Annotated in this window: 22 protein-coding genes; 9 read left to right on the plus strand and 13 right to left on the minus strand. The window is 65.2% G+C overall.

Annotation, left to right across the window (positions count from 1 at the left end; genetic code table 11):
* Positions 1 to 172: 172 nt before the first annotated feature.
* The 3 genes from nirK (at position 173) to aceE (ending at position 4,474) form a co-directional block, all read left to right on the plus strand.
* Entirely contained in the window at positions 173 to 1,255 is a 1,083-nt protein-coding gene (gene nirK, locus HV753_RS23315) for a copper-containing nitrite reductase (protein WP_175176948.1), read from the plus strand.
* 82 nt (positions 1,256 to 1,337) lie between these two features.
* Positions 1,338 to 1,664: a c-type cytochrome gene (locus HV753_RS23320; protein WP_175176949.1), complete on the plus strand. Its 327-nt coding sequence runs from the start codon at positions 1,338 to 1,340 to the stop codon at positions 1,662 to 1,664.
* Positions 1,665 to 1,810: 146 nt separating this feature from the next.
* Positions 1,811 to 4,474: a pyruvate dehydrogenase (acetyl-transferring), homodimeric type gene (aceE, locus tag HV753_RS23325; RefSeq protein WP_175176950.1), complete on the plus strand. Its 2,664-nt coding sequence runs from the start codon at positions 1,811 to 1,813 to the stop codon at positions 4,472 to 4,474.
* 14 nt (positions 4,475 to 4,488) lie between these two features.
* Here the strand turns inward: aceE and HV753_RS23330 are convergent, their stop codons facing one another.
* Positions 4,489 to 5,112: a LysE family translocator gene (locus HV753_RS23330; protein WP_175176951.1), complete on the minus strand. Its 624-nt coding sequence runs from the start codon at positions 5,110 to 5,112 to the stop codon at positions 4,489 to 4,491.
* A 177-nt stretch (positions 5,113 to 5,289) separates the two neighbouring features.
* Between HV753_RS23330 and gorA the strand changes: the two genes are divergently transcribed.
* Positions 5,290 to 6,648, plus strand: coding sequence for a glutathione-disulfide reductase (gene gorA / locus HV753_RS23335; RefSeq protein WP_175176952.1), 1,359 nt, complete (start codon positions 5,290 to 5,292; stop codon positions 6,646 to 6,648).
* A gap of 57 nt (positions 6,649 to 6,705) precedes the next feature.
* On the opposite strand, the gene HV753_RS23340 is transcribed toward gorA, so the two are convergent.
* Positions 6,706 to 7,530 (minus strand): DUF72 domain-containing protein, encoded by an 825-nt coding sequence (locus HV753_RS23340; protein ID WP_175176953.1) that lies wholly within the window; start codon positions 7,528 to 7,530, stop codon positions 6,706 to 6,708.
* A 309-nt stretch (positions 7,531 to 7,839) separates the two neighbouring features.
* On the opposite strand from HV753_RS23340, the gene HV753_RS23345 reads away from it, so the two are divergent.
* Positions 7,840 to 8,472 carry a LysE family translocator gene (locus HV753_RS23345; protein WP_054422234.1) on the plus strand — a complete coding sequence of 211 codons (633 nt, stop codon included), beginning with the start codon at positions 7,840 to 7,842 and terminating at the stop codon, positions 8,470 to 8,472.
* Positions 8,472 to 8,768, plus strand: coding sequence for a hypothetical protein (locus HV753_RS23350; protein WP_175176954.1), 297 nt, complete (start codon positions 8,472 to 8,474; stop codon positions 8,766 to 8,768). Before HV753_RS23345 ends, HV753_RS23350 begins: the two co-directional genes overlap by 1 nt.
* A 27-nt stretch (positions 8,769 to 8,795) precedes the next feature.
* Here the strand turns inward: HV753_RS23350 and HV753_RS23355 are convergent, their stop codons facing one another.
* From HV753_RS23355 to HV753_RS23385, 7 genes are all read right to left on the minus strand, one after another.
* Positions 8,796 to 9,803 (minus strand): porin, encoded by a 1,008-nt coding sequence (locus HV753_RS23355; protein WP_246288367.1) that lies wholly within the window; start codon positions 9,801 to 9,803, stop codon positions 8,796 to 8,798.
* A gap of 107 nt (positions 9,804 to 9,910) precedes the next feature.
* Positions 9,911 to 11,827 carry a CocE/NonD family hydrolase gene (locus tag HV753_RS23360; protein ID WP_175176956.1) on the minus strand — a complete coding sequence of 639 codons (1,917 nt, stop codon included), beginning with the start codon at positions 11,825 to 11,827 and terminating at the stop codon, positions 9,911 to 9,913.
* Positions 11,824 to 13,407, minus strand: a complete 1,584-nt coding sequence (locus HV753_RS23365; RefSeq protein ID WP_175176957.1) for an ABC transporter substrate-binding protein — start codon at positions 13,405 to 13,407, stop codon at positions 11,824 to 11,826. Before HV753_RS23365 ends, HV753_RS23360 begins: the two co-directional genes overlap by 4 nt.
* A gap of 32 nt (positions 13,408 to 13,439) precedes the next feature.
* On the minus strand, positions 13,440 to 14,444 hold the full coding sequence (locus tag HV753_RS23370) for an ABC transporter ATP-binding protein (protein ID WP_217481493.1): 1,005 nt from the start codon (positions 14,442 to 14,444) through the stop codon (positions 13,440 to 13,442).
* Positions 14,441 to 15,427, minus strand: a complete 987-nt coding sequence (locus tag HV753_RS23375; protein ID WP_175176958.1) for an ABC transporter ATP-binding protein — start codon at positions 15,425 to 15,427, stop codon at positions 14,441 to 14,443. The genes HV753_RS23370 and HV753_RS23375 overlap by 4 nt, the downstream gene beginning before the upstream one ends.
* Positions 15,428 to 15,435: 8 nt before the next feature.
* Complete coding sequence (locus HV753_RS23380; RefSeq protein WP_175176959.1) at positions 15,436 to 16,344, minus strand: ABC transporter permease; 909 nt, start codon at positions 16,342 to 16,344, stop codon at positions 15,436 to 15,438.
* Positions 16,341 to 17,315, minus strand: a complete 975-nt coding sequence (locus tag HV753_RS23385) for an ABC transporter permease (protein WP_175176960.1) — start codon at positions 17,313 to 17,315, stop codon at positions 16,341 to 16,343. Before HV753_RS23385 ends, HV753_RS23380 begins: the two co-directional genes overlap by 4 nt.
* 270 nt (positions 17,316 to 17,585) lie before the next feature.
* On the opposite strand from HV753_RS23385, the gene HV753_RS23390 reads away from it, so the two are divergent.
* Positions 17,586 to 18,536 (plus strand): LysR family transcriptional regulator, encoded by a 951-nt coding sequence (locus tag HV753_RS23390; RefSeq protein WP_175176961.1) that lies wholly within the window; start codon positions 17,586 to 17,588, stop codon positions 18,534 to 18,536.
* On the opposite strand, the gene pdxR is transcribed toward HV753_RS23390, so the two are convergent.
* Positions 18,526 to 20,013, minus strand: coding sequence for a MocR-like pyridoxine biosynthesis transcription factor PdxR (gene pdxR, locus HV753_RS23395; RefSeq protein WP_246288368.1), 1,488 nt, complete (start codon positions 20,011 to 20,013; stop codon positions 18,526 to 18,528). The genes HV753_RS23390 and pdxR overlap by 11 nt on opposite strands.
* 123 nt (positions 20,014 to 20,136) lie before the next feature.
* On the opposite strand from pdxR, the gene HV753_RS23400 reads away from it, so the two are divergent.
* Entirely contained in the window at positions 20,137 to 20,865 is a 729-nt protein-coding gene (locus HV753_RS23400; protein ID WP_175176963.1) for a GNAT family N-acetyltransferase, read from the plus strand.
* Positions 20,856 to 21,755, plus strand: a complete 900-nt coding sequence (locus HV753_RS23405) for a DMT family transporter (protein ID WP_175176964.1) — start codon at positions 20,856 to 20,858, stop codon at positions 21,753 to 21,755. The genes HV753_RS23400 and HV753_RS23405 overlap by 10 nt, the downstream gene beginning before the upstream one ends.
* 23 nt (positions 21,756 to 21,778) lie before the next feature.
* On the opposite strand, the gene HV753_RS23410 is transcribed toward HV753_RS23405, so the two are convergent.
* The 3 genes from HV753_RS23410 to HV753_RS23420 all read right to left on the minus strand — a co-directional run.
* Complete coding sequence (locus HV753_RS23410; protein ID WP_246288376.1) at positions 21,779 to 22,663, minus strand: DMT family transporter; 885 nt, start codon at positions 22,661 to 22,663, stop codon at positions 21,779 to 21,781.
* A 56-nt stretch (positions 22,664 to 22,719) separates the two neighbouring features.
* The gene (locus HV753_RS23415) at positions 22,720 to 23,055 is read right to left on the minus strand and encodes a thioredoxin family protein (RefSeq protein ID WP_175176966.1); all 336 of its coding nucleotides are present in this window, start codon (positions 23,053 to 23,055) and stop codon (positions 22,720 to 22,722) included.
* A gap of 114 nt (positions 23,056 to 23,169) precedes the next feature.
* A partial coding sequence (locus HV753_RS23420; RefSeq protein ID WP_175176967.1) for a M20/M25/M40 family metallo-hydrolase occupies positions 23,170 to 23,349 on the minus strand: 180 nt, incomplete at its 5' end.

The following is a 23,349-nucleotide window of genomic DNA, read 5'->3' on the forward strand; positions in this document are numbered from 1 at the left end:
TGGATCAGATTTCCACGCCTTGATGGTGGCATCGCATCCCCCACCTGGCAATGCGTGCCGGGCGCCAGGTTGGTCCGGAGTTTGCGCTACAGCAAAGAAGGGAAAGACCGCCGGTCCTTCAATGGAACTGCCGACAGACTCGGCTTTGAAGAATCGGAAAGAGGAGTAGCACATGAAAGCGTTGCGTCCCACCCTGCTTGCCGTGGCCCTGGCCTTGACCCTGACGGGCGGCCTGGCTTCTGCCCAGAATGCCGACCAACTGCCGCGCGCCAAGGTCACGCTGGTCGCCCCGCCCATGGTCCACCCGCATGAGCAGGTGGCGACCTCGGGCCCGAAAGTGATCGAATTCGTGATGTCCATCGAGGAAAAGAAGATGGTCATCGACAGCAAGGGGACCACCTTGCAGGCGATGACGTTCAACGGTTCCATGCCCGGCCCGACGCTGGTCGTGCACGAGGGCGACTACGTGGAGATCACGCTCGTCAATCCCGCCAGCAACGCGATGCCGCACAACGTGGACTTCCACGCGGCCACGGGGGCGCTGGGCGGTGCCAAGCTGACCAACGTGAACCCGGGCGAACAGGCCACGCTGCGCTTCAAGGCGGATCGCAGCGGCACCTTTGTCTATCACTGTGCTCCGGAAGGGATGGTGCCGTGGCACGTGGTATCGGGCATGAGCGGCACGCTGATGGTGCTGCCGCGTGACGGTTTGAAGGATCCGCAGGGCAAGCCGCTGCACTATGACCGCGCCTACACCATTGGCGAATTCGACCTCTACATCCCCAAGGACGAGAACGGCAAGTACAAGGAATACGCGACGTTGGCGGAGAGCTATGGCGACACGGTGGAAGTCATGCGCAAGCTTGTACCGTCGCACATCGTGTTCAACGGCAAGGTCGGGGCGCTGACGGGCGATAACGCCCTGACCGCGAAGGTCGGCGAGACCGTGCTGCTGATTCATTCGCAGGCCAACCGCGACACGCGGCCGCACCTGATCGGCGGCCATGGCGATTGGGTCTGGGAGACCGGCAAGTTTGGCAATCCGCCCGAAAAGAACCTGGAAACCTGGTTCATTCGTGGCGGTTCGGCGGGCGCGGCGCTCTACACCTTCAAGCAGCCAGGCGTGTACGCCTACCTGAACCACAACCTGATCGAAGCCTTCGAGCTGGGCGCGGCCGGGCATATCAAGGTCGAGGGCAAGTGGAACGACGATCTGATGAAGCAGATCAAGGCGCCGGGCCCCATCCCGCGTTGACCTTGCATTGATCGCGCGGCTGGACGCGGCATCCGTGTCTGGCCGGCGGGTTCATCCACCCCTTGCGCAGGAATCCCGTGCCATGCCTTCCCTTGTCCAAATCGCGTTGCTGCTGTTCCTGGCCATGCTGCCCGTCCCGCATGCGGGGGCGGACACCTTGGCCGCTGTCAATCCCGCGGGCGAAAAGCTCTACAAATCCGCCTGCGTCGTCTGCCATGCCAGCGGCGTGGCCAACGCGCCCAAGCTGGGCGACAAACAGGCGTGGTCGCCTTTTGTCGCGCAGGGCGTGGACGTGGTGATGGTCACCGTGCTGAAGGGCAAGGGCGCCATGCCGCCGCGCGGCGGCTCGTCTGCCGACGAGGCCACTTTGCGAGCGGCCGTGGAGTACATGTTGGGTTCGGCGCGCTAGCCGCTCCTGAATAGTTGCACTTGCAATTGTTCAGGATCCTCCATACGATTGCAATTGCACATGATGCAATTGCAATTCACGATGTGAAATGACGGCGCCGGCTATCCCGACCCAGGCGCCGCCCACGCACCCAAAGGAGGACGCCCATGGACACCCCGATCGACCCGATCGACGCTGACCCGCAGGAAACCCAGGAATGGCTGGAGGCCATGCAGGCCGTGCTGGCTCACGAAGGTCTGCCGCGCACGCACTATCTGCTGGACCAACTGATCAATCAGGACCGCGCGGCCAATGGGCGCTATGCGGCGCCGGGCGTGACGCCTTACGTGAACTCCATCGCGCCCGCGGCCCAAGGGCTGTTCCCGGGCGACGTGGGCATCGAGCTGCGCCTGGACGCCTACCTGCGCTGGAACGCCATGGCCATGGTGTTGCGCGCCGGCAAGACCTCCGGCGTGGGCGGCCACATCGCGACCTATGCGTCGGCCACCACGTTGTATGAAACCGGCTATCGCCATTTCTTCCGCGCGGCCACGCCGAATTTCCTGGGGGACATGCTCTACATCCAGGGACATTCGGCCCCGGGCATCTATGCGCGTGCCTATCTGGAAGGCCGGATTTCGGAAGCCGAGCTTGACCGCTTCCGCCGCGAGATCGGCGGGGGTGGATTGCCGTCGTATCCGCACCCGCGCACCATGCCGTCGTTCTGGCAGTTCCCTACCGTGTCGATGGGTCTGGGGCCGTTGATGGCCGCCTATCAGGCGCGCTACATGCGCTATCTGGAAGACCGCGAACTGATCCCGGCACAGGGCCGCAAGGTCTGGGGGTTCCTGGGTGACGGTGAACAGGATCAACCCGAGACCCTGGCCGCCGTGGCCATGGCGGGCCGTGAAAAACTGGACAATCTGATCTTCGTGGTCAATTGCAATCTGCAACGCCTGGATGGTCCGGTGCGCGGCAATGCCAAGATCATCCAGGAACTGGAAAGCGTCTATCGCGGCGCAGGCTGGAATGTCATCAAAGTGATCTGGGGCGCTGGTTGGGACGCGCTGCTGGCGCAGGACCATGACGGCCGGTTGCGCCAGCGCATGATGCAATGCGTGGACGGCGAATACCAGGTGTTCAAGGCTCGCGGCGGCGCTTATGTGCGTGAACATTTCTTTGGCGCGGACCCGGTGCTGCTGGAGCGGGTGGCGCATTTGTCCGATGATGAGATCGGCGCGTTGAACCGCGGCGGGCACGATCCGGCCAAGGTGTATGCCGCCTACGCCACGGCCACGGCGCATCGCGGCCAACCCACCGTCATCCTGGCCAAGACGGTCAAGGGCTACGGCATGGGCGCGGCAGGCGAAGCCGCCAACACCAATCACCAGCAAAAGAAAATGGCTGACCCCGCCGTGCGCGCATTCCGCGACCGCTTCGCCATCCCCGTTCCCGACGATCAGCTGGAGCAGATTCCCTACATCAAGCCCGCACCGGGCAGCGCCGAGCAGGCCTACTTTGAGGCTGCCATCGCGCGGGCAGGCGGCCATTTGCCGCGTCGTCCCGCAGGCCCTGGCCCGCTGGCCACGCCGTCGCTGGACGCATTCGCGTCGCACCTGAAAGGCAGCGACGGGCGCGAGTTCTCCACCACGATGGCTTTTGTGCGCGTGCTGGCGCAATTGTTGAAAGACCCCGAGATCGGCCAGCGGGTGGTGCCGATCGTGCCGGACGAATCCCGCACGTTCGGCATGGACGGCATGTTCCGGCAAGTGGGCATCTATTCGCATGTGGGGCAGTTGTACACGCCGCAGGACGCCGACCAGCTAAGCGTCTATCGCGAGGACCGCAAAGGCCAGATATTGCAGGAAGGGATCAATGAGTCCGGCGCCATGTCGTCGTGGATTGCCGCGGCCACCGCCCATAGCACCCATGGCGTGGCCACCATTCCGTTCTACATTTTCTATTCGATGTTCGGTTTCCAACGGGTGGGCGACCTGGCCTGGGCGGCCGGTGACATCCGCGCGCGGGGGTTCCTGCTGGGAGCGACGTCGGGCCGGACCACGCTGGAAGGCGAAGGCTTGCAGCACGACGACGGCCATAGCCATGTGTTGGCCTCGGTCATCCCGTCGTGCCGCGCCTACGATCCCGCCTACGCCTATGAGATTGCGGTGATCGTGCAGGACGGCATGCGCCGCATGTACCAGGAGCAAGAGGACGTCTTCTACTACCTGACGCTGATCAACGAAAAGACCGCGCATCCGGCCATGCCTGAAGGCGCCGAGGCCGGCATCCTGCAAGGCATGTACCGCTTGCGTGAAGGAGAGCCTGGCGCCTTGCGCGTGCAATTGCTGGGTAGCGGCGCGATCCTGCGCGAGACCTTGGCCGCGGCCGATCTGCTGCAACAGGATTTTGGCGTGGCGGCCGATGTCTGGAGCGTGACGAGTTATTCGGAACTGGGCCGGGATGGGCAGGAAGCCGAACGCTGGAACCGCCTGCATCCGCTGGAGGACGCACGCCGTGGCCATGCGGAAACGGCGTTGGCTGGCAGCATCGGCCCGGTCGTGGCGGCTACCGACTATATGAAGACGGTGCCCGAGCAGATCCGCCCGTTCATGGCGGGCCGCCGTTACGTGACGCTGGGCACGGACGGGTTTGGCCGGTCAGACACGCGGCAGGCGTTGCGTGCGTTTTTCGGAGTGGACCGCCATCACATCGCGCTGGCGGCCTTGAAGGCGCTGGCGGACGAGGGCTTGCTTGAACCGGCCAAGGCGGCTGATGCCATCGCGCGTTACGGGATCCCCCCCGACGCCGTGTCCGCCGCCTTGCCTTAACGGGAGCGGCTGGCCTAGACCCGGCGTGCCAGCAGGGCCCAGATGCCTGCGGCGGACAGCATGGCGCCGCCACCCAGGTTGAAGCCGCGCTGCGCCCGGGGCGACGTCAGCAGCCGGCGCGCGGCCCCTGCGAAGATGGCGTAAGCGGTGGCGTTGATGCCGGCGCAGGCGACGAACGTGGCCGACAACATCCACAGTTGGCGCGTCACGTCGCCGGTCGGGTCAATGAATTGGGGCAGGAAGGCGACAAAGAAAATCATGCCCTTGGGATTCAACGCCGTCACCAGATAGGTGTTGGTGAACAGCTTCCAGCGCGATCCGGCAGCCGTGGCCTCGGGCAGGGTGGCTGGCGCCACGCCCGCGCGCAGCAGCTTGAAACCCAGATACAGCAGATACAGCCCGCCGACGGTCTTCACTACCGTGAACCAGAACGCCGACGCCGCCAGTAGCGTGCCCAGGCCCACCAGGGACAGCACCAGGGCGGTGGAGTCGCCCAGCGTCACGGCGGCCACCAGAGGCAGGCGCGCGCGCTTGCCATGCGTGATGGAATAGCTGATGACGGTCAGGATGGTGGGGCCGGGCAGCATCACCAGCAGAGCCGAGGCGCCCAGAAAGGCCAGCCAGGTTTCAAATGACATGAGACACGCGCTCCAGTAAGGGTGAGGGCGGCTGCGGGGCAGCCTGGCCACTGACTGTATGCCAATCACCCTGCGTTGGGAATGCCCTGCGCGCAGGCCCGGTGGCCGGGTGGTGTTAAATATGGTTTTCCCGGACAGTGAACGCGAGGCCGCAGGGCTTCTCGCGAAGGAAACACCATGGCATTCGATTTTGATCTGTTTGTGATTGGCGCAGGCTCAGGCGGCGTGCGCGCGGCCCGGTTCGCGGCGGGCTTTGGCGCGCGCGTGGCGGTGGCGGAGAGCCGCTACCTGGGCGGCACCTGCGTCAACGTGGGTTGCGTGCCCAAGAAGCTGCTGGTCTACGGCGCTCACTACAGCGAGGATTTTGAACAGGCGCACGGCTTTGGTTGGACGGCCGGCAAACCCTCGTTCGACTGGCCCACCCTGATCGCCAACAAGAATCGCGAAATCGAGCGTCTTAACGGCATTTATCGCAACTTGCTGGTCAATAGCGGCGTCACGCTGCTGGAAGGCCACGCCCGCATCGTCGACCCGCATACGGTCGAGATCAATGGCCAGCGCCACACCACCGCCAATATTCTGGTGGCCACCGGCGGCTGGCCGCAGGTGCCCGATATTCCGGGCAAGGAACACGCCATCACCTCGAACGAGGCGTTCTTCCTGAAGGCGCTGCCGCGCCGCGTGCTGGTCGTGGGCGGCGGTTACATCGCGGTGGAATTCGCGTCGATCTTCAACGGCATGGGTGCGCAGACCATCCAGGCCTACCGCGGCCCGCTGTTCCTGCGTGGCTTTGACCAGGGCGTGCGCGAACACCTGCGCGACGAGCTCGTCAAGAAAGGCATTGATTTGCGCTTCAACACCGAAGTCACGCGCATCGACAAACAGGCCGACGGCACGCTGGCCGCCACGCTGAAAGACGGTTCGGTCATCCAGACGGATTGCGTGTTCTACGCCACCGGCCGCCGGCCGATGCTGGACAACCTGGGCCTGGAGAACACAGGCGTCAAATTGAAGAAAGATGGCTTCATCGAGGTGGACGACGAATACCGTACCGCCGAGCCGTCCATCCTGGCGATTGGCGACGTGATCGGCCGCGTGCCGCTGACGCCGGTGGCGCTGGCCGAAGGCATGGCGGTGGCCCGTCGCCTGTTCCGCTCCGAGGAATACCGCAAGGTGGACTACAAGCTGATCCCGACCGCCGTGTTCAGCCTGCCGAACATCGGCACGGTGGGCATGACGACGGAAGAAGCACGTGGGGCCGGCCACGAGGTCAAGCTTTTTGAAAGCCGTTTCCGCCCCATGAAGCTGACCTTGACCGAGTCGCAGGAAAAGACGCTGATGAAGCTGGTCGTGGACGCCAAGACGGATCGCGTGCTGGGCGTGCACATGGTGGGCCCCGACGCAGGCGAAATCGTGCAGGGCATTGCGGTGGCGTTGAAGGCCGGCGCGACCAAGCAGGTCTTCGACGACACCATCGGCATCCATCCCACGGCTGCCGAGGAGTTCGTTACCCTGCGCACGCCAGTGGCGCAGTAATCAATGACGCAGTAATCAATGGCGTTGTAATCAATGCCGTTGTAATGAGAGGCCGCCCTACAGGCGTTCGATCATGGCGCGCGCCGCAGCCGGCGCGCGTTCTTTCGCGCCATTGATGAAAAACGCATAGACATCCTGCGGTCGTGCGGCCGAGGACGGGTCGGGACCAATGCGATGCAGGTCCGCCGGGTCGGCGCCGCGCGCCCAGGTGTGCAGCCGCTCTGCCCAGGCATCCAGCACTTTCGGCGCGTAGCCCGCCTTGAAGGTGGCGCTGGCGCGCATCAGCCGGGCGTAGACGAAATCGGCCGTCCGGTCGGCGATGGCCGGGTAGTCCTCGCTGTCGGTGTAGACGGTGGCCGCATGGTGGCGACGGGCGAGCTCCAGGTATTCGTCGCAGGCAAAACTGGGGTGGCGAACATCCAGCACATGCCGTAGCGGCAGGCCGTCAACCTTGTCCGGCAACAACGCCAGGAAGGCGCCGAAATCGACGGCGTTGAAGGTCTTGGTGGGGGCAAACTGCCAGATCACCGGGCCCAGTTTCGGCCCCAGTTCAGCGATGCCGCTGTTGACAAAGCGCTGAATGGAATCCTTGGCCCCCGCCAGTTCTCGGCGGTTGGTCGCGTAGCGCGATGCCTTCAAGGAAAAGACGAATTCGTCTGGCGTTTCGTCGCGCCATTTGGCGAACGTGGCCGGTTTCTGGGTGCTGTAATAGGTGCCGTTGATTTCGATGGCGGTGAGCTGGCGGCTGGCATATTCCAGTTCTCGCGCATGCGGCAGGCCTTCCGGGTAGAAAGGGCCACGCCAGGGAGCGTAAGTCCAGCCTCCAATGCCGACGCGGATGATGGGGGGCCTATCCACCACGGACGGGTGACGATGCGGCATGTCCAGGTGCTCCATGCAATCGAACGAACCAATCCACTGTATCGCCGGCAACCCGTTGCCGTAAAGCATGAAGGCCCGAATCGGGGCGTTGCGCCGGCGGGATTGTCGTATCCGCGATACGCCAATCCGACGATTTGAGATCATCGGAAAAGTGCCTTCAACACCGCGTCTGCTTGGTGAGCTTGCCGCGCCCAGGAGGGCGGTTCTTGTCTTGAGGCGGCCCGGCGACAAATAATCCCTGTTCCGATACAGTTTTGGGATAACGTACACGCATCCCATTGAATTTCGTCCGGCGCCCGCCGGCTCATCATGCCCGACCTGACTCATCTGCTGACTTTCGCCCTGGTTGCCCTGGGCATGGTGCTTACCCCCGGGCCCAACATGATCTACCTGGTGTCGCGCTCCATTTCGCAGGGGCCCCAGGCGGGGTTGATTTCCTTGGGCGGCGTGGCGGTCGGATTCATTTTCTATGTTTGCTGCGCGGCGTTTGGCATCACGGCATTGCTGCTGACGGTGCCCGTGGCTTATGACGCATTGCGCATCGGCGGCGCCTTGTATCTGCTGTACATGGCATGGCAGGCGATCCGTCCGGGAGGCCGTTCGCCGTTCCAAGTGCGGGAACTGCCCAAAAGCAGCCCGCGCACGCTGTTCACGATGGGCCTTGTGACCAATTTGTTGAATCCCAAGATCGCGGTCATGTATGTGTCGCTGCTGCCGCAATTCATCCAGCCCGACCACGGCAGCGTATTCACGCAATCGCTGGTGCTGGGCATGACGCAGGTGGCGGTCAGCCTGTCGGTCAACGCCGTCATCGCCATCACGGCGGGATCGATCGCCGGTTTCCTGGCGGGCCGTCCGTTGTGGATGGTGATACAGCGCTGGCTGATGGGGACCGTGCTGGCCGGTCTGGCCGTGCGCATGATCATGGACACGCGCCGCTGATGGCGCCGGAAGGCGGTTTTTTCGCATCGCTGGGCGGCATGCTCGGCGAGGCGCTGCGCGGCATCGTCGGGGGGATCAAGTGGCTGTTGGGCGGCCTGGGCGGCGCTTTGGGCGACTTCTATTCCGGATTGGCGGGCGCGATGGGCATGAGCCCGTCGATCTTCAACTTCGTCTTGCTGGTGCTGGGCCTGATGTTCCTCTGGGCCGCGATCAAGGCGCTGCTGCGCCGCGCCATCGTGGGCTTCATCTTCTGGTTGTTCCTGGCCGTGCTGGTGCTGGGCGGGCTGGTGGACTAGGGCCAGGCCCTAGTCCGCGCGGCACCGTTAGAACAGGTGCCGGATCCCGATCGAGGTCTGGAGCGTGTGCGATTCACGGATGTCCAGGCGGTTGGCGTAGGCGTACAGATTGGTGCGCTTGGACAGGTCGTACTGATAACCCAGCGCCCAGCCCGTGATGTCCGAACTTGTGGCGCGCTGATACGAAGCCAGTACCGTGCCCGACTTTCCGACCGGCACGCTGACGCCGCCTATGAAGGAATTGACGCGATCGTAGCCGGCCGATGGGCCGGTATTGGCATTGCGCAGGTTGCCGTAGGTCGCGTGGACCTTTACCCATTCAAAGTCATAGGAGCCCGCCGCTTGCAGGTTGGTCGCGATCTTCTTGCCGGGCTGGGCCGCGTTCGGATTCAGGCGTTCGTAGGTCAGTGCCGTGGCGATGGGGCCCTTGGTGTAGCGCAGTCCCGCCGTCAGCACGCGGTCGTGCGCGTCGGTGGCGAAGGCGCTGCCGTCGTGGGCTTCAAAGCTGTAGCCCAGGCCGGCCTGTAGCCCGCCCATGTTGGGCGTGGTGTAGAACACGGCATTGTTGACCCGGCCTCCCGCGCCGAAATCGCCGTCGTTGTAACCCAGGCTGGCGTTGTTGGAGCTTTGTCCCCAGCCGCTGCCAAATGGCGAACCCACCGCCGCCCATTCAAATCCGTAGACCCATTGCCGGCCCAACCGCACTTCGCCGAAATCCCCGGCCAGCCCCACGTAGGCCCAGCGGCCGAACATCCGGCCTTGGGCTTCGGTGCCGTTGTTGGCGTTGAAGCCGCTTTCCAGGCGGAACACCGCCTTGTAGCCATTGCCCAGGTCTTCCGCGCCGCGCAAGCCCCAACGCGATCCCGACTGGTTGCCGCTTTTTTGGCGCAGGCTGGATTCCCCATTCTTGCGTTCATAGGTCATGCCCAGGTCGACCAGGCCATACAGCGTGACGGCGCTTGTCTCCGCGGCCTGCACCGGGCTCAGGCAGGACAGCGCCAAGGCGGCGCCCAAGGTGCGTCGGTGTCTGATCATTCTTTTCATGGAGGATCCCCCTATTGATGATGGAAAAAAGGACAAAAGAGGCCCCTGCCACCGGCGCAAGGCGCGGGCGGCCGAGGGTAAGGCAAGGCGGTGGCGGCTTAGCCCGGCATGGCGTCGGGGACCAACGGAGTCAGCGACTGCGGGTCAGCCAGGCATAAGGTGACGTGGGAAGCGTGCCGGGACGACAGGTGCAACGTGTTCAGTGCGATGCGTTTCTCCCGCGCGTCGGCCGCCGTTTCCCCGCTGTTGGGATTGACGTCGTACTTGGGGAAATTGCTGCTGGCGATATCCAGCCGGATACGGTGGCCGCGCTTGAACAGGTTGCAGGTGGCGAAGGGTTCGATCGTGATCTCGTAGACCCGGCCGGGTTCCAGCGGGGAGGCCTGTTCCCAGCTCGCGTGGAAACGGCAGCGGAAGATGCCGTCGGTCAGATTCAAGGCATAGCCTTGTGGATAGTCTTCGCTGGGCGGGTAGACGTCGATCAGCTTGGCCGTGAAGTCGGTATCCGGGCAGTCGGACGAGATGAACAGCTTGACGGTGACGGGGCCGACGACCGCCACGTCGCGTTCCAGCGGCTCGCTTTGAAACACCACGACGTCGTCGCGCGACGCCAGCGGCAGGCCGGGTTGTTGCACGCCGAAAAAGCGTTCGTCTTCACGTTGGTCAAAGCCGCCGCCCACGAACACGGGCTGGCCCGATGTCAATGACCCGCCGATGGTGGGCACGGGCAGGCGCGGGTCGGACTGATAGCGCACGCGCGCATCCGGCGACTCGGGCGCCGTGCCGTCCAAGCGGCCGTCCGCGTGCAGGTACAGGGGCGTGGCGGCCGCTTGAGGCACGGGCCAGGCGTTTGCGCGCACCCACTGGCCGCCGTGGTCGAAGCGGCCATCACCCAAGCGCCGGCCGCTGCCGCCGCCCATCAGGAACAGGCGTGCCTCGGGGGAGTCGGTCGATGCGGGCGATTCGCCTTGCAGCCAGCGCCGGAACCACGACAGGCGGAACGCCAGCCAATCGGTCGCGACGTGGCCGTCAAAGGCGGCGGCCGGACCAAATTCGGCATCGCCGCTGTGGGTGGTGTTGCGGTCGCCATGCAGCCATGGTCCCATGACGAGCTGGACCGAGGCGTTGCGGCCGCGAGCGGTCAGGGCCGCGTAGTTTTCCAGCGTGCTGCGGACATAGGCGTCGTACCAGCTGGACATCAGTACCACGGGCACGTCGGGGATGGCGTCGCAATAACCTTGCGCGTAGATGCCCAGCTGGCGCCAGGAATCGTCGAAGGCATCGGCTCGCCATTGTTCGAACAGGTAGTCCTCGTATTCGGGCACCAGCGCCAGCGGCGAATGTCCTGGCCGCCAAGGCATGCGCGTGAACCACTGGCGGATGTCCTGTGCCTCCAGCCCCGCCAGCACCAGGGGATCCTGCTGCGCGGCCGGGCTGAGCTTGGCCTGCTTGAAGGCCCAGGTGGCTTGCTTGAGCTCAAACGCGCCAGACTGCCTGATGCCGCATTGATACCCGTTGGAGAAGCCGCCGGAATCCAGCACCATGCAAGCCAGCCCCGGCGGATTCAAGCAGGCCAGCGCCAGTTGCGTGTGGGCCGCATAGGACAGCCCCATGGTGCCGACCTTGCCGTTGCTCCAGGGTTGGTCCGCGATCCAGGCCAGCGTATCGAAGCCGTCGGGGCCTTCCGACAGGTACTTGGTGAACTGGCCTTCGGACCCATAGCGGCCGCGGCAGTCCTGGAACACAACGGCAAAGCCGTGGTTGACGAAGTAGCGCGCCACGTCGGGGCGCGGCACGCCCAGTTGGCCGTCGATCTGTTCGGAACGTGAAATATCGGCCTTGCCGTAAGGCGTGCGCTCAAGAATGACGGGTAGCGGCGCATCCACGCCAGGGCGATAACCCGCGGGCAGATGCACGTCGGTGGCGAGCCGCACGCCATCACGCATGCGGACCATCTGGTCGGTCAGCACGTGCACGGCGAGCGGTGCGGTAAGAGTGTCGACGGGGGGCGTCATTTTGCTTCCTGTATGTACAGTAGTGAAGTCCGTTCCAGCTTGTTGGCGCGCATGACCGTGCCGTTGCGGGCGGCCCAGAAGGCCACCGGGAAATACAGCGGCACGATGCCGACATCGTTGAAGCCAGCCTCGGCGGCACGGCGCAGCAGCGCATCGCGCTTGGTGGCGTCGAATTCCTGGGCGGCCTGGCCCAGCAGGCGGTCCAGTTCGGGGTTGGAATAGCGTGAACGGTTGAAGGCGCCCGTGCCGGCCGCCTTGTCATGGGTCGCCAACACATTGGTCAGTCCGTTGGACGAATCCGCCGTGTTGTTGCCGTAAGAGAAGATGAACGCGCTGTACTGCTGCTTGCCGCTGGCGCCCGCGTAGACGTTATAGGGCTGCGTGACCACGCCGTTGATGCGCAGGCCGGCGCGCGCCATCATCTGCGCCAGGGCTTGCGCCAGATCGCTGTCGCCAGCGAAGCGATCGTTGGAGGAATGCAGCGTCAGGCCAAAGCCATTCGGGTAGCCGGCCTGGGCCAGCAGCGCGCGTGCGCCGTCCGGGTCGTAGGCGGGGGCGGGCAGCGCGGGGGAATAGCCGCCCAGCCCTTCCGGCACCATCTGCCCGGCGGGTACGCCGGCCCCGCTAAGCAGGCGGGTGGTGATGGGCTCGCGCATGAACATCTTTGAAATGGCCTGGCGCACCCGCACGTCCTTCAACGGGTTCACGTGCATGGGCTTGCCGTTCGCGTCCGTCACGAAGGGGCTGGTGTCGCGCGCCGAGTCCAGCGCCAGGTAGATCAGGCGGGCCGAGGGCGATTGATAGAGCGTGTAGCCCGGTTTGTTCTTCAGGTTCTTGGCGTCGGTGGGGGGCACGCTGTCGATCAGGTCGACCGAACCGGACAGCAGGGCAGAGATCCGGGCGGCGTCGTTGGCGATGTACCGGATCACCACGCGATCAAAATCCGGGCGGCGGCCCCAGTAATGTTCGTTGCGCGCCAACTCCAGGCTATCGCCGGGCTGCCAGCGCTTGAATACATAGGGGCCGGTCCCGACAGCGGCCACGCCCGAATTGAAGTCTTCGGATCGCTTTCCTTCGGCCGCGTGGCGCGACAGGATGTAGACCAGTCCGATCTGTTCCATGAGGTCGGGGGTGGGCGCCTTGGTGCGGATGCGCAGCGTCAACGGATCGACCACGTCGATGTGGGCGATGGCGCGCACGGCACCCGTGAATGGGGCTGGGCTGTTGGGCACGGTGGGCGCGCGCTCCAGCGAAAACACCACGTCGTCGGCGGAGAAGGGCGTGCCGTCGTGGAACGTGACGCCGGCGCGTAGCCGGATCTCCCAGGTGGTCGGGTCCAGCGTCTTCCATGACACGGCCAAGCCTGGCTGCATCTGCATGTTCTCGTCAACGGACACCAGCCGTTCAAAGATGTTCTCGGCGGCGGCCTGGTTGTTGCCGGTGCGGGAGAACAGCGGATCGATGGATGAGGGTTCGCTGGAATGGCCAATGGTGAGCAGCGGACGGGCCAGGGCGCCGGTGGCTGCGGCGGCCAGCGCCAGCGCCAGCACGCCGCGCAACAGCAGGGGGATGGCTTTCATGGGGAAGAGGCTCCTTATGGTCGCGGCGTGCGTCATGCCGCGTCATCCAGCAGGTGGCAGGCGGCTTGGTGAACGGCCCCCACGGTTTGCAGCGCTGGGGCTTGCGTCTTGCAGCGCGCGATGGCGCGCGGGCAGCGAGGGTGGAAATGGCAGCCGGCGGGCGGATTCAAGGGCGATGGGATCTCGCCCTTGATGGCGTGGAAGCGGCGCTTGCGGTTCGACAGGCGCGGCACTTCGTCCAGCAGCGCCTGGGTGTACGGATGGCGGGGCGCCTTGAAGACTTCAGCCGTGGGGCCGGTTTCGACAATGCGGCCCAGGTACATGATGACGGTGCGGTCGCTGATGCGCTGGACCACGCCCAGGTCGTGGCTGATGAACAGATATGTCAGCCCCAAGTCCTGGCGCAGGTCCATGAACAGGTTGAGGATCTGCGCCTGGATCGACACGTCGAGCGCAGCGATCGATTCATCGCAGATCAGGAATTCTGGTTTCACCGCCAAGGCCCGGCCGATGCCCACGCGCTGGCGCTGGCCGCCCGAAAACTGATGCGGGAACCGATTGCGGTAGTCGGGGTCCAGGCCCACGCGCTGCATCACATCGACCACATAATCGTCGTAGTCGCGCCGCGCGATGATGCCGTTGGCAAGTGGCGCCTCGCCAATGATGTCGCGCACCCGCTTGCGCGGATTCAGCGATGACATCGGGTCTTGGAAAATCATCTGCGTGGCCATGCGTTGGGCATGTGCCGCCTGGCCCGTCAGGCTGCGCAATTCCCCGGCGGGCGTCTGGATGGTTCCCGACGTGGCAGGCAGGATGCCGGCCAGCACGCGGCCCAGCGTGGACTTCCCACAGCCGGATTCGCCCACCAATCCCACCACTTCGCCTTGGTGGATGGTGAGGTCCACCCGGTCCACCGCGTGCACGGTATGCGAGGCCACCTTGGCACCCAGCCAACCGGCCAGCCGTTCGGCGTAATCGGGCCGCTTCACGAACAGGCGCGATACCTCGCGGGCTTGCATCAGGATCGGCGCGTTCACGAGAGGGCTCCTGTCTGGGGGTGGAAGCAGCGGTGCGTGCGGATGCCGGCCACGCTGATGGGCGGTTGTTCCGTGCGGCAGCGGTCGGTGGCGTGCGCGCAGCGCGGGTTGAAGGCACAGCCGGCGGGCAGCGCCAACGGCGACGGAGCCATGCCCGGGATCTGGTAGAGCCGGTCGCCCATGTGTTCGTTGCTGGGCACCGAGCCAATCAGGCCGATGGTGTAGGGATGCCGTGGATGGTCCAGGATGTTGTCCGTGTCGCCGGATTCCACGACGCGCCCGGCATACATGACGCACACGCGGTCGGCCAGGCCGGCCACGACGGCCAGGTCATGGCTGACCCAAACCATTGACGTGCCGGTCTCTGCACAGAGTTTCTGCATTTCCGCCAGGATCTGCGCCTGGATGGTGACGTCCAGCGCGGTCGTCGGTTCGTCGGCGATGATCAGGTCCGGCTTGTGCAGCATGGCGATCGCGATGGCCACGCGCTGCCGCATGCCGCCGGACAACTGGTGCGGATAGGCCTTCATGCGTTCGGCGGGTGACGGAATGCCCACTGCGGCCAAGGTGTCGCGCGCCCGTGCCCAGGCCGCCTTGTGACTACAGCGCTCATGCGTGCGCACGGTTTCGACCATCTGGGTTTCGATGCGGAACACCGGATTCAAGGTCATCATCGGATCCTGGAACACCATCGCGATGCGGTTGCCGCGCAACTGGCGCAACTCTTCCTTGGACAAGGTCGCCAGGTCGGTGCCCTTGAACAGGATCTGCCCGCCGTCGATGCGGCCTGGTGGGTCGATCAGGCCCAGTATCGAGAAGCCCGTGATGGATTTTCCCGAGCCTGATTCGCCCACCAGCCCCAGGATTTCGCCGGGGTGGACGTCGAAGCTCACATCGTCGACCGCGCGCACGACGCCGGCGCGGGTGTGGAACCAGGTGCGCAGATTGCGGACGGACAAGGTGGGTGTGGAAGATGAAGTCATGGGTTGTCCTATTTCTGCAAGCGCGGGTTCAGCGCTTCGCGGACGCGGTCGCCTACGATGTTCATCGTGAAGACCACGGTCAGCAGCAGCACGCCGGGGAACACGCTGATCCAATACAGGCCCGCCAGCATCTGTTGGTAGCCATTGGCGATCAGCAGGCCCAGCGACGGCTCGGTGACGGGCAGGCCGATGCCCAGGAAGCTGAGCGTGGCTTCGGCCGCGATGGCGTTGGCGGTCTGGATCATCGCGATGACGATGACGGGCGGAATGCAATTGGGCAGCAATTGCGAGAACAGCGCGCGCCGGTGGCTCAGCCCCAGGCATAGCGCCGCTTCCATGTATTCCTTGCGGCGTTCGACGACGGCGGTGGCACGCACGGCGCGGGCGAAGTAGGCCCACTGCACGACCACCAGCGCCAGGATCACCTTGTCCACGCCCTGGCCCAGGATGGCCAGCATCATCAGGGCGACAAGGATGGTGGGAAAGCCCAGCATCAGGTCGACCAGGCGCATGATCAGCGCATCGATGCGGCCGCCGAAGTAAGCGGCGGTCAGGCCCAGCACGGTACCGACGGCCATGGCGAACAGTCCGCTCAGCACGCCGACGCTAAGGCTGGTGCGCAAGCCATACATCATGGCCGACAGCATGTCGCGCCCTTGGGCATCGGTGCCAACCCAATAGGTGTCGCCATAGACGCCATGGCTGCCGGGCGGCATGCGGCCATCCAGGATGGTGATGGCGGCCAGGTCATACGGATTCTGCGGTGCGATCCAAGGCGCCAGCACGGCGGCCAGCACCAGCAGCAGGAAGACAACGGCGGCTACCGTCGCCGGACGGCTGTCCAGCACCCCGTGCAGCGCCTGGCCGAAGGTGGTGTCGCGGCTGGGCAAGCCGATTTTGGAGAAAGCGGTTTTCATTCGGAAGCTCCCACGCGGACACGGGGATCCAGGACGGAATAGATGATGTCCACCAGCAGGTTCAGCACGATGAACATGGTCACCACGATCAGCAGGTAGGCGACGACGACGGGACGGTCCAGTTTCATGATGCTGTCGATGATCAGCTTGCCAACGCCGGGCCACGCGAAAATGGTTTCGGTGACGGTGGCAAACGCGATCAGCGATCCGAACTCCATGCCCACGACCGTCACGATCGGGATCATGATGTTCTTGAGCACGTGCATGAAGATCACCCGTGATTCGCGCAAGCCCTTGGCGCGCGCGAACTTCACGTAGTCCAGCGGCATGGTTTCGCGCACGCCGCTGCGGGTCAGGCGCACGATCAGCGCGATCTTGAATAGCGCCAGATTCAGCGCGGGCAGGATCAGGTGGCGAATACCGTCCCACGAGGCCAGGCTGGTGCGCATGCCCAGCAGCTCGCCAGTGGGCCCGCGCCCGGTCGATGGCAGCCAGCCCAGCGTCACCGAGAAAATCAGGACCAGCATGATGCCTTGCCAGAAATTCGGCAGGCTGAATCCCAGGATGGAACCCGTCATGATGCCGCGGTCCAGGGCCGAATCCGGCTTCAGGCCCGCCACCAGCCCCAGCGGCAGCCCGATCGCCAGCGCCAGCAGCAACGCCACGAACGCCAGTTCAAGCGTGGCGGGCAGGCGTTGCAGGATGAGCTGGATGGCGGGTTGGTTGAAGACGAAGGAATTGCCCAGGTCGCCATGCAGCGCGTTGCCGACGAATTTGAGGTACTGCTGGTACAGCGGCAGGTCCAGGCCAAGCGAGCTCACGGCCTGCGCGATCTCGGCCTGCGATGCGTCGGCCGGCACCAGGATCTCGATGGGGTCGCCGATGGCGTAGACGCCCGCGAACACGATCAAGGAAGTCAGCGCCAGGATCACGACGCTTTGGCAGAGCCGGCGGATGATGAAGGCGGTCATGGCGCGGCGCGGCGACAGGGATCGCGGAAGAGGGGAATGCGCATCAGGGGCTCCTTGGCCGAGGCGGGTCGGCGGTATCGCGTATTGATTACGGCTTCATGAATGGGGAGAATCCGTAGTGGCCGAATGTTCGGGCCATCCCGCAACGCTGGCAACCGTATGTGAAGCGCGCATGCGGCTATGTGATTTGCGAGAAATTTGGTGTTAACCCTAGTTGCGGGGGCTTATTCCCGTTCGCTTCCTTCGGCGGCGCCGTCCCCAAGAGACCCGATGAATTTCAAACAGCTCGAGGCGTTTCACGCCTTCATGACCACCGGCTCCACCATTGAGGCAGCGCAACGGCTGGGCGCCTCTCAACCGGCCGTCAGCCGCCTGCTCAGCCAGTTTGAACAAGACCTGGGCGTGGCGCTCTTCGTGCGCCGCAAAGGGCGGCTGCATCCCACCAACGAGGCCGAGGCCTTGCTGCCGGACGTGCAGAACATGATCGCGGACGCCGAATCGCTGCACCGCCACGTGAACCAGTTGCGGCTGGGCGGCCTGCGCCGCACCCTGATCCGTGTGCAACTGCCCAGCACGGTGGCGCAAAGCGTCATGCCCGACGTGACGGAGGTGTTTCTGTCTGATTTTCCTGACGTGGCGCTGGAGATACTGGTGGGGACATATGAAACCAGTGAAGTGGCCGTGCTGGGCCGCGAGGCGGATCTGGCGCTGGTCAGGTCGCCGCCGATGAATTCGGGCTTGAACATGGTGTTGCAGCTGGCGACCGAGGCGGTGTGCATCTTGCCGCCGGGCCATGCCCTGTTGAAGCAGGAGACGATCTCGGCGGCCGATCTGATCGGGGAAGACCTGGTGTTGCTGGGCCGCCAACGCTCATTGCGCCATCAGATCGATCTGGTGTTCCGCCAGGCGCGGATGATGCCGCAGATACGCGCTGAAGTGCATTCCGTCGAAATGGCGTGCAGATTGGTGGCGCAAGGGCTGGGCGTGTCGATCGTGAACGGTCTGTTTGCGCATTTGTGCCGCGACATGGGCATCGAGTGCCGCCCGTTCCGGCCGAAGATCGACTATTACCTGGGCATGGCGACGCTGGCTGGACAGCCGCCGCACGCGCTGGTGCCCGAGCTGACGCGGCGCATCCTGGAAGCGATGTCGCACCGTGCGGGGGCCGATGCGTTCCAGGTGCTGCCGCCGGAATCCGGCGACGCCGGCGTCAGTGCTTGATCGCCAACGCGATATCCCGTATCCGGCCGACCAGGGCCGGGAAGCGCTCGGCCGCCGTGTTGCCATAGCCGATCACCAGCCCGTTGTCTTCCGGCAAGGGCGTGATGGCGAATGATGACAGCGCGCCCGGATTCATCCCCAGCTTGCGCGCCTGTTCCACGATCGCCACATCGGAAAACGCCGTTGGCAGCCGCACGGTCAAATGCAGCCCGCTATGGCCGCCCAACACCTGGTGGTCGATCTTCAGATGCGTGGCCAGCGCGTCGCGCAGCGCGGCCTGGCGTTCGCGGTACAGCCGCCGCATCCGGCCCAGATGGCGCGAGAACTGGCCATTGTCGATGAAGGCCGCCATCGTCAGTTGTTCCAGGCGGTGGCCGCCTCGCAGCATTTCAATGACGGAAGGCATCGCTTGCGCCGCGATGGTTTCGGGCAGCACCAGGAAGCCCAGGCGCAGCGCGGGAAACATCGTCTTGCTGAACGTGCCCACGTACAACACGGGAGCGTCCGGTAGCAGGCCCTGCATGGCGGCGATGGGCTCGCCTTGATGACGGAATTCGCTGTCGTAATCGTCTTCGATGATCCACGCGCCTGCGCGCCGGGCGCGCTCCAGCAGGTCCAGCCGGCGGGTCACCGACAGGACGGCGCCAGTGGGGTACTGATGCGAGGGCGTGGTTTGGATCAGCCGCGGTGGACGGGTGTGCCAGGCGTCATCGGGGATGACCATGCCATCGGCGTCCACGCGCATCGCCACGACGTCCAGGTCGCCCGAGTGGAATGCGGACTTGGCGCCGCGGTAGCCGGGGTCTTCCAGCCAGGCGGTGTCGCCGGGGTTGGTCAGCAATTGCACGCACAACGCTAGCGCGCCCTGGGCGCCTTCGGTGATGACGATGCGCGAGGCATCGCAGCGCACGCCGCGCGATACGCGCAGGTACTGGGCAATGGCTTCGCGCAGCGCGGGCTCGCCCACGGGATGGCCGTAGCCCAGCGTGGTGGCGGGGGCGGCTTGCAAGGCGCGGTCCTGCGCGCGGCGCCAGGCGCTGATCGGGAACTGCGTCAGCGCCGGGGTGCCAGGCGTCATTGGCAATGAGCCGTCGTGCAGGTAGCGCGTGGAGACAATGCGCGACAACCGCTTGGCGGTGAACGTCGATGCGGCGGGCTGGGGCGCTGCCTGTCTGGCGGCATTGCTGGCCGCCGCGGACAACGGGGCGACGCGGGTGCCTTGGCGGTCGGCGATGACATAGCCTTCGGCCGTCAGTTGTTCGTAGGCGATCAGTACCGTGTTGCGCGAAATATCCAGGTCTTCGGACAGCGCGCGGGATGACGGAAGCTTGCCGCCGGCCGGCAATTGGCCGGCCAGGATGGCTTGCTTGAGCCGCTGGATCAGCTGGCGCTGACGGGGCAACGCCCCGGGGCCGCGCGCAAGCGGGCTGGACAGCAAGGCGGCGTCTGCGGGATGGCCCAGGCTAGGGGTGGTCATGGCCCTATTAAATTCAATGAACGTGGTGCTTTTTATCATGCCACGAATCCGATATCGTGAGTTCATGCGTGTTGCGTCCGCCACCGCCGGCGACGCGCGCTAACCTGGATGAGGCCTCGTAGCATGCAATCCCGCGTCAACGCTTTTGAACAACCCATTGGCCCCGACGTTCCCGGCTGGACCGCGCGCGCGCGTCCGCCGCTTGCGCCCGCCATCGGCCGTTACTGCCGTCTGGAACCGCTGTCCGCCGAACGCCATGCCGCAGACTTGTATCAGGCGTTCAGCCAGGCGCCGGACGACAGTGACTGGACCTACATGGGCATTGGTCCCTTTGCCGACGAAGCGGCCTATCGGGCGTTCGCCGAGTCCGCGCAGGCGGGCAATGACCCGCTGCATCACGCGATCATTGATCTGGAAACGGGCCGCGCCATCGGTACGCTGGCGCTGATGCGCATCGACCCCTCCAACGGCGTGATCGAAGTCGGTTTCGTGTCGTTCTCACGCCAGCTCAAGCGCACCCGCATCGCGACCGAAGCGCAGTTCCTGCTGATGCGCCGCGCCTTCGATGAACTGGGCTATCGCCGCTACGAATGGAAGTGCGACAGCCTGAATGCGCCATCGCGCAAGGCCGCCGCGCGGCTGGGATTCCAGTTTGAAGGTGTTTTCCGCCAGGCCACGATCTACAAGGGCCGCAGCCGCGACACGGCGTGGTTTTCAATCGTCGATGGCGAATGGCCGGCGCTGCGCACGGCTTACGAGCGCTGGTTGAATCCCGAGAATTTTGATGCCGAAGGCAATCAGCGCAAGGGCCTGGCGGAACTGGCTGCCCAGGAAAAGGCCGCGTGCGCCTGATCCCGGTGGCGCTTGCCCTGTTCTGGGGGCTGAACTGGCCGGCGGTGAAGATCATCTTGTCGATCTTCCCGCCGTTCACGCTGCGCGTATTGGGCCTGGGTAGCGGCGCGGTGTTGTTGTTGCTGCTGGCACGCGCCAAGCGGGTGGATTTATTGCCGCCACGCGCCTCGTGGCCGGGCATCGTCGTGGGCGGAATATTGGCCGTGGCGGTGTTCAACCTGGCGGTGGCGTGGGCGCAATTAAGCACCAGTACCTCACGCGCGGCGGTGCTGACCTTCACCATGCCGATGATGTCGGCGGTGCTGGCCTGGGCCGTATTGGGCGAACGCCTGGACCGGCGCCGTTCCGTGGCGCTGCTGCTGGGCGCGACGGGCGTGGCGATCCTGGCGTGGCCGGTGTTGCGCGCCGTCTTCGTCGATCATGACATCGCGGCGACGAAAGGCCTGGCCTTTCCGCTGATCGCCGCGTTGGGCTGGGCCGCTGGCACCGTCTACCTGAAGCGTTGGCCGGTGGCGGGTCACCGCATCGTCGTCACGGCTTGGCAACTGGTCGTGGGCGCGGGTTGTGCGATGGCGGGCATGCTGATCGCGGGTGAATCGTTTCCCACGCAGGGCTGGAACGGCCGTGTGGTGACAGCGTTGTCGTTCCACATCATTCTGGGCACGGCGGTGGCGTACTGGTTGTGGTTCGTGCTGAGCGAAAAGGTCAGCGCCACCGTGGCCGCGCTGACGACGCTGATGGTGCCCGTTGTGGGCGTGCTGGGCGCGATGGCCCTGGTGGGCGACCGGCCGGGCGCGCTGGACTGGTGGGGCTTTGGCCTGGTGTTGGCGGGCGCGGCGCTGATCGTGCTGAATCTGGGCGCGGCGCCACGGCGGATTGAACAGGCTTGAAGTTGCGCGGGTCTGGCGCCGGTTCAGCGCCGGCGCAGTTTTTCCCGCAGCAACCCGGCACCGCTGACCAGCGTGATGCCGGCCAGCACCATGACCGCGCCCAGCACGAAATGGCGGTCCAGCGGTTCGTCCAGGATCAACACGCCGAAGGTCACGCCGAACAGCGGCGTCATGAACGACAGGATCGACAGGCGCGACGCCAGGTAGCGGCGCAGCAGCCAGAACCATGCCAGGTAGCTGGACAGAGCCACCACCACCGACTGGAACGCCACGCTGAGCACGGCGGCCTGCGTGTAGCGAATGCCGTCCTGGCCTGTCATCACGGCGTAGGCCACCAGCACGATCGAGGCGGCGGCCATCTGATAGAACAGTGTCTTGGACGGAGCAGCCTCGGACAGCGAGGTCTTGCGGATGGCAACGGTGGTGGCGCCCCACAGCAGGCCGGCCATCAAGCCCATGGCGTCGCCCAGCAGCATGTTGGCGGCGTTTGCCGCAGAGTCCGCTTGGCCGCCTTTTCCCAGAAAGGCGACGGCGATGCCACCGAACGCCACCGCCACGCCCACCCATTGCAGCGGCTGCATGCGCTCTTCGGGCAGCAGCCAGTGCAGGCCCAACGCGGCGAAGATGGGGGCGGTATACAGAAACACCGACATGTGCGAGGCCGTGGTGTAGCGCAGGCCTTGCGCCACGAACAGGAATTCCACGGCGAACAGCAGGCCGACGATCGCACCCGGCAGGGCGGTACCGTCGCGGAACGCGCGCGCCCCTTCGGTTCGCCACACCACCACCGCCAACACCAGCGCCGCGAACGTCGAGCGCAGGCCAATCTGCATGATGGGCGAGATGTCGTCCGCCACCAGCTTGATGGCGATCTGCTGAAACCCCCAGCACACGCACAAGGCCAGCATGGCGCTGGTGGCCAGCGCGTCCAGCGGCAAGCGCGCGGGCTTGGCGGCGGGGGCGCTCACGGCAGTTCGGCGGGGTAGCTGTCCAGCGCCAGCCCGATCTGTTGGCGCAGGTCCCATTCGGCCAGGGTGGATTGCACGGGGCCGAAGAAGGCGCCGTCGCGCGTGACGAACATGGCAGGCAGGTGAAAGACCTCGTAGCGTTCCACCAGGCCACGGTTGTCGCCCGCGTCCACCCAGCACACCCGTTCCACGGGCAATTCCAGCCCTGGCAGCTGTTCGCGCGCAATGCGGCAGGTGCCGCAGGTGCGGCTGTGAAAGACCAGCAGCGTCAGGCCCGGCGCGTCCAGCAGGAAGCGGTCGGCGGTGCTGTCATTGAGTTCTATCTGTTCCATGGGCGGCAAGGGCGTGTCGTGGGCGCCAGGCGAAGCGGGCGCAAGGCGTTCATTATGGCAGCGCGACGCCCAAGGGTTGCCGATACCCCCGGGCGCGGAATGGGTGTGCGGCGTTCAGGCGCCGCGCAGCACCCGGTCCAGTTCCAGCACCGATTGGTACAGGACCCGGGTGCCGTCCAGCAGCTGCGCGGGCTCTATCCATTCCTCGGGGCAGTGGCTGCGGCCATTCAGGCAGGGGATGAAGATCATGCCGATGGGGCCGGTGGGCGCCATGTACACGGCGTCATGGCCCGC

Source organism: Achromobacter pestifer (assembly GCF_902859625.1).
Taxonomy (GTDB): domain Bacteria; phylum Pseudomonadota; class Gammaproteobacteria; order Burkholderiales; family Burkholderiaceae_B; genus Achromobacter; species Achromobacter pestifer.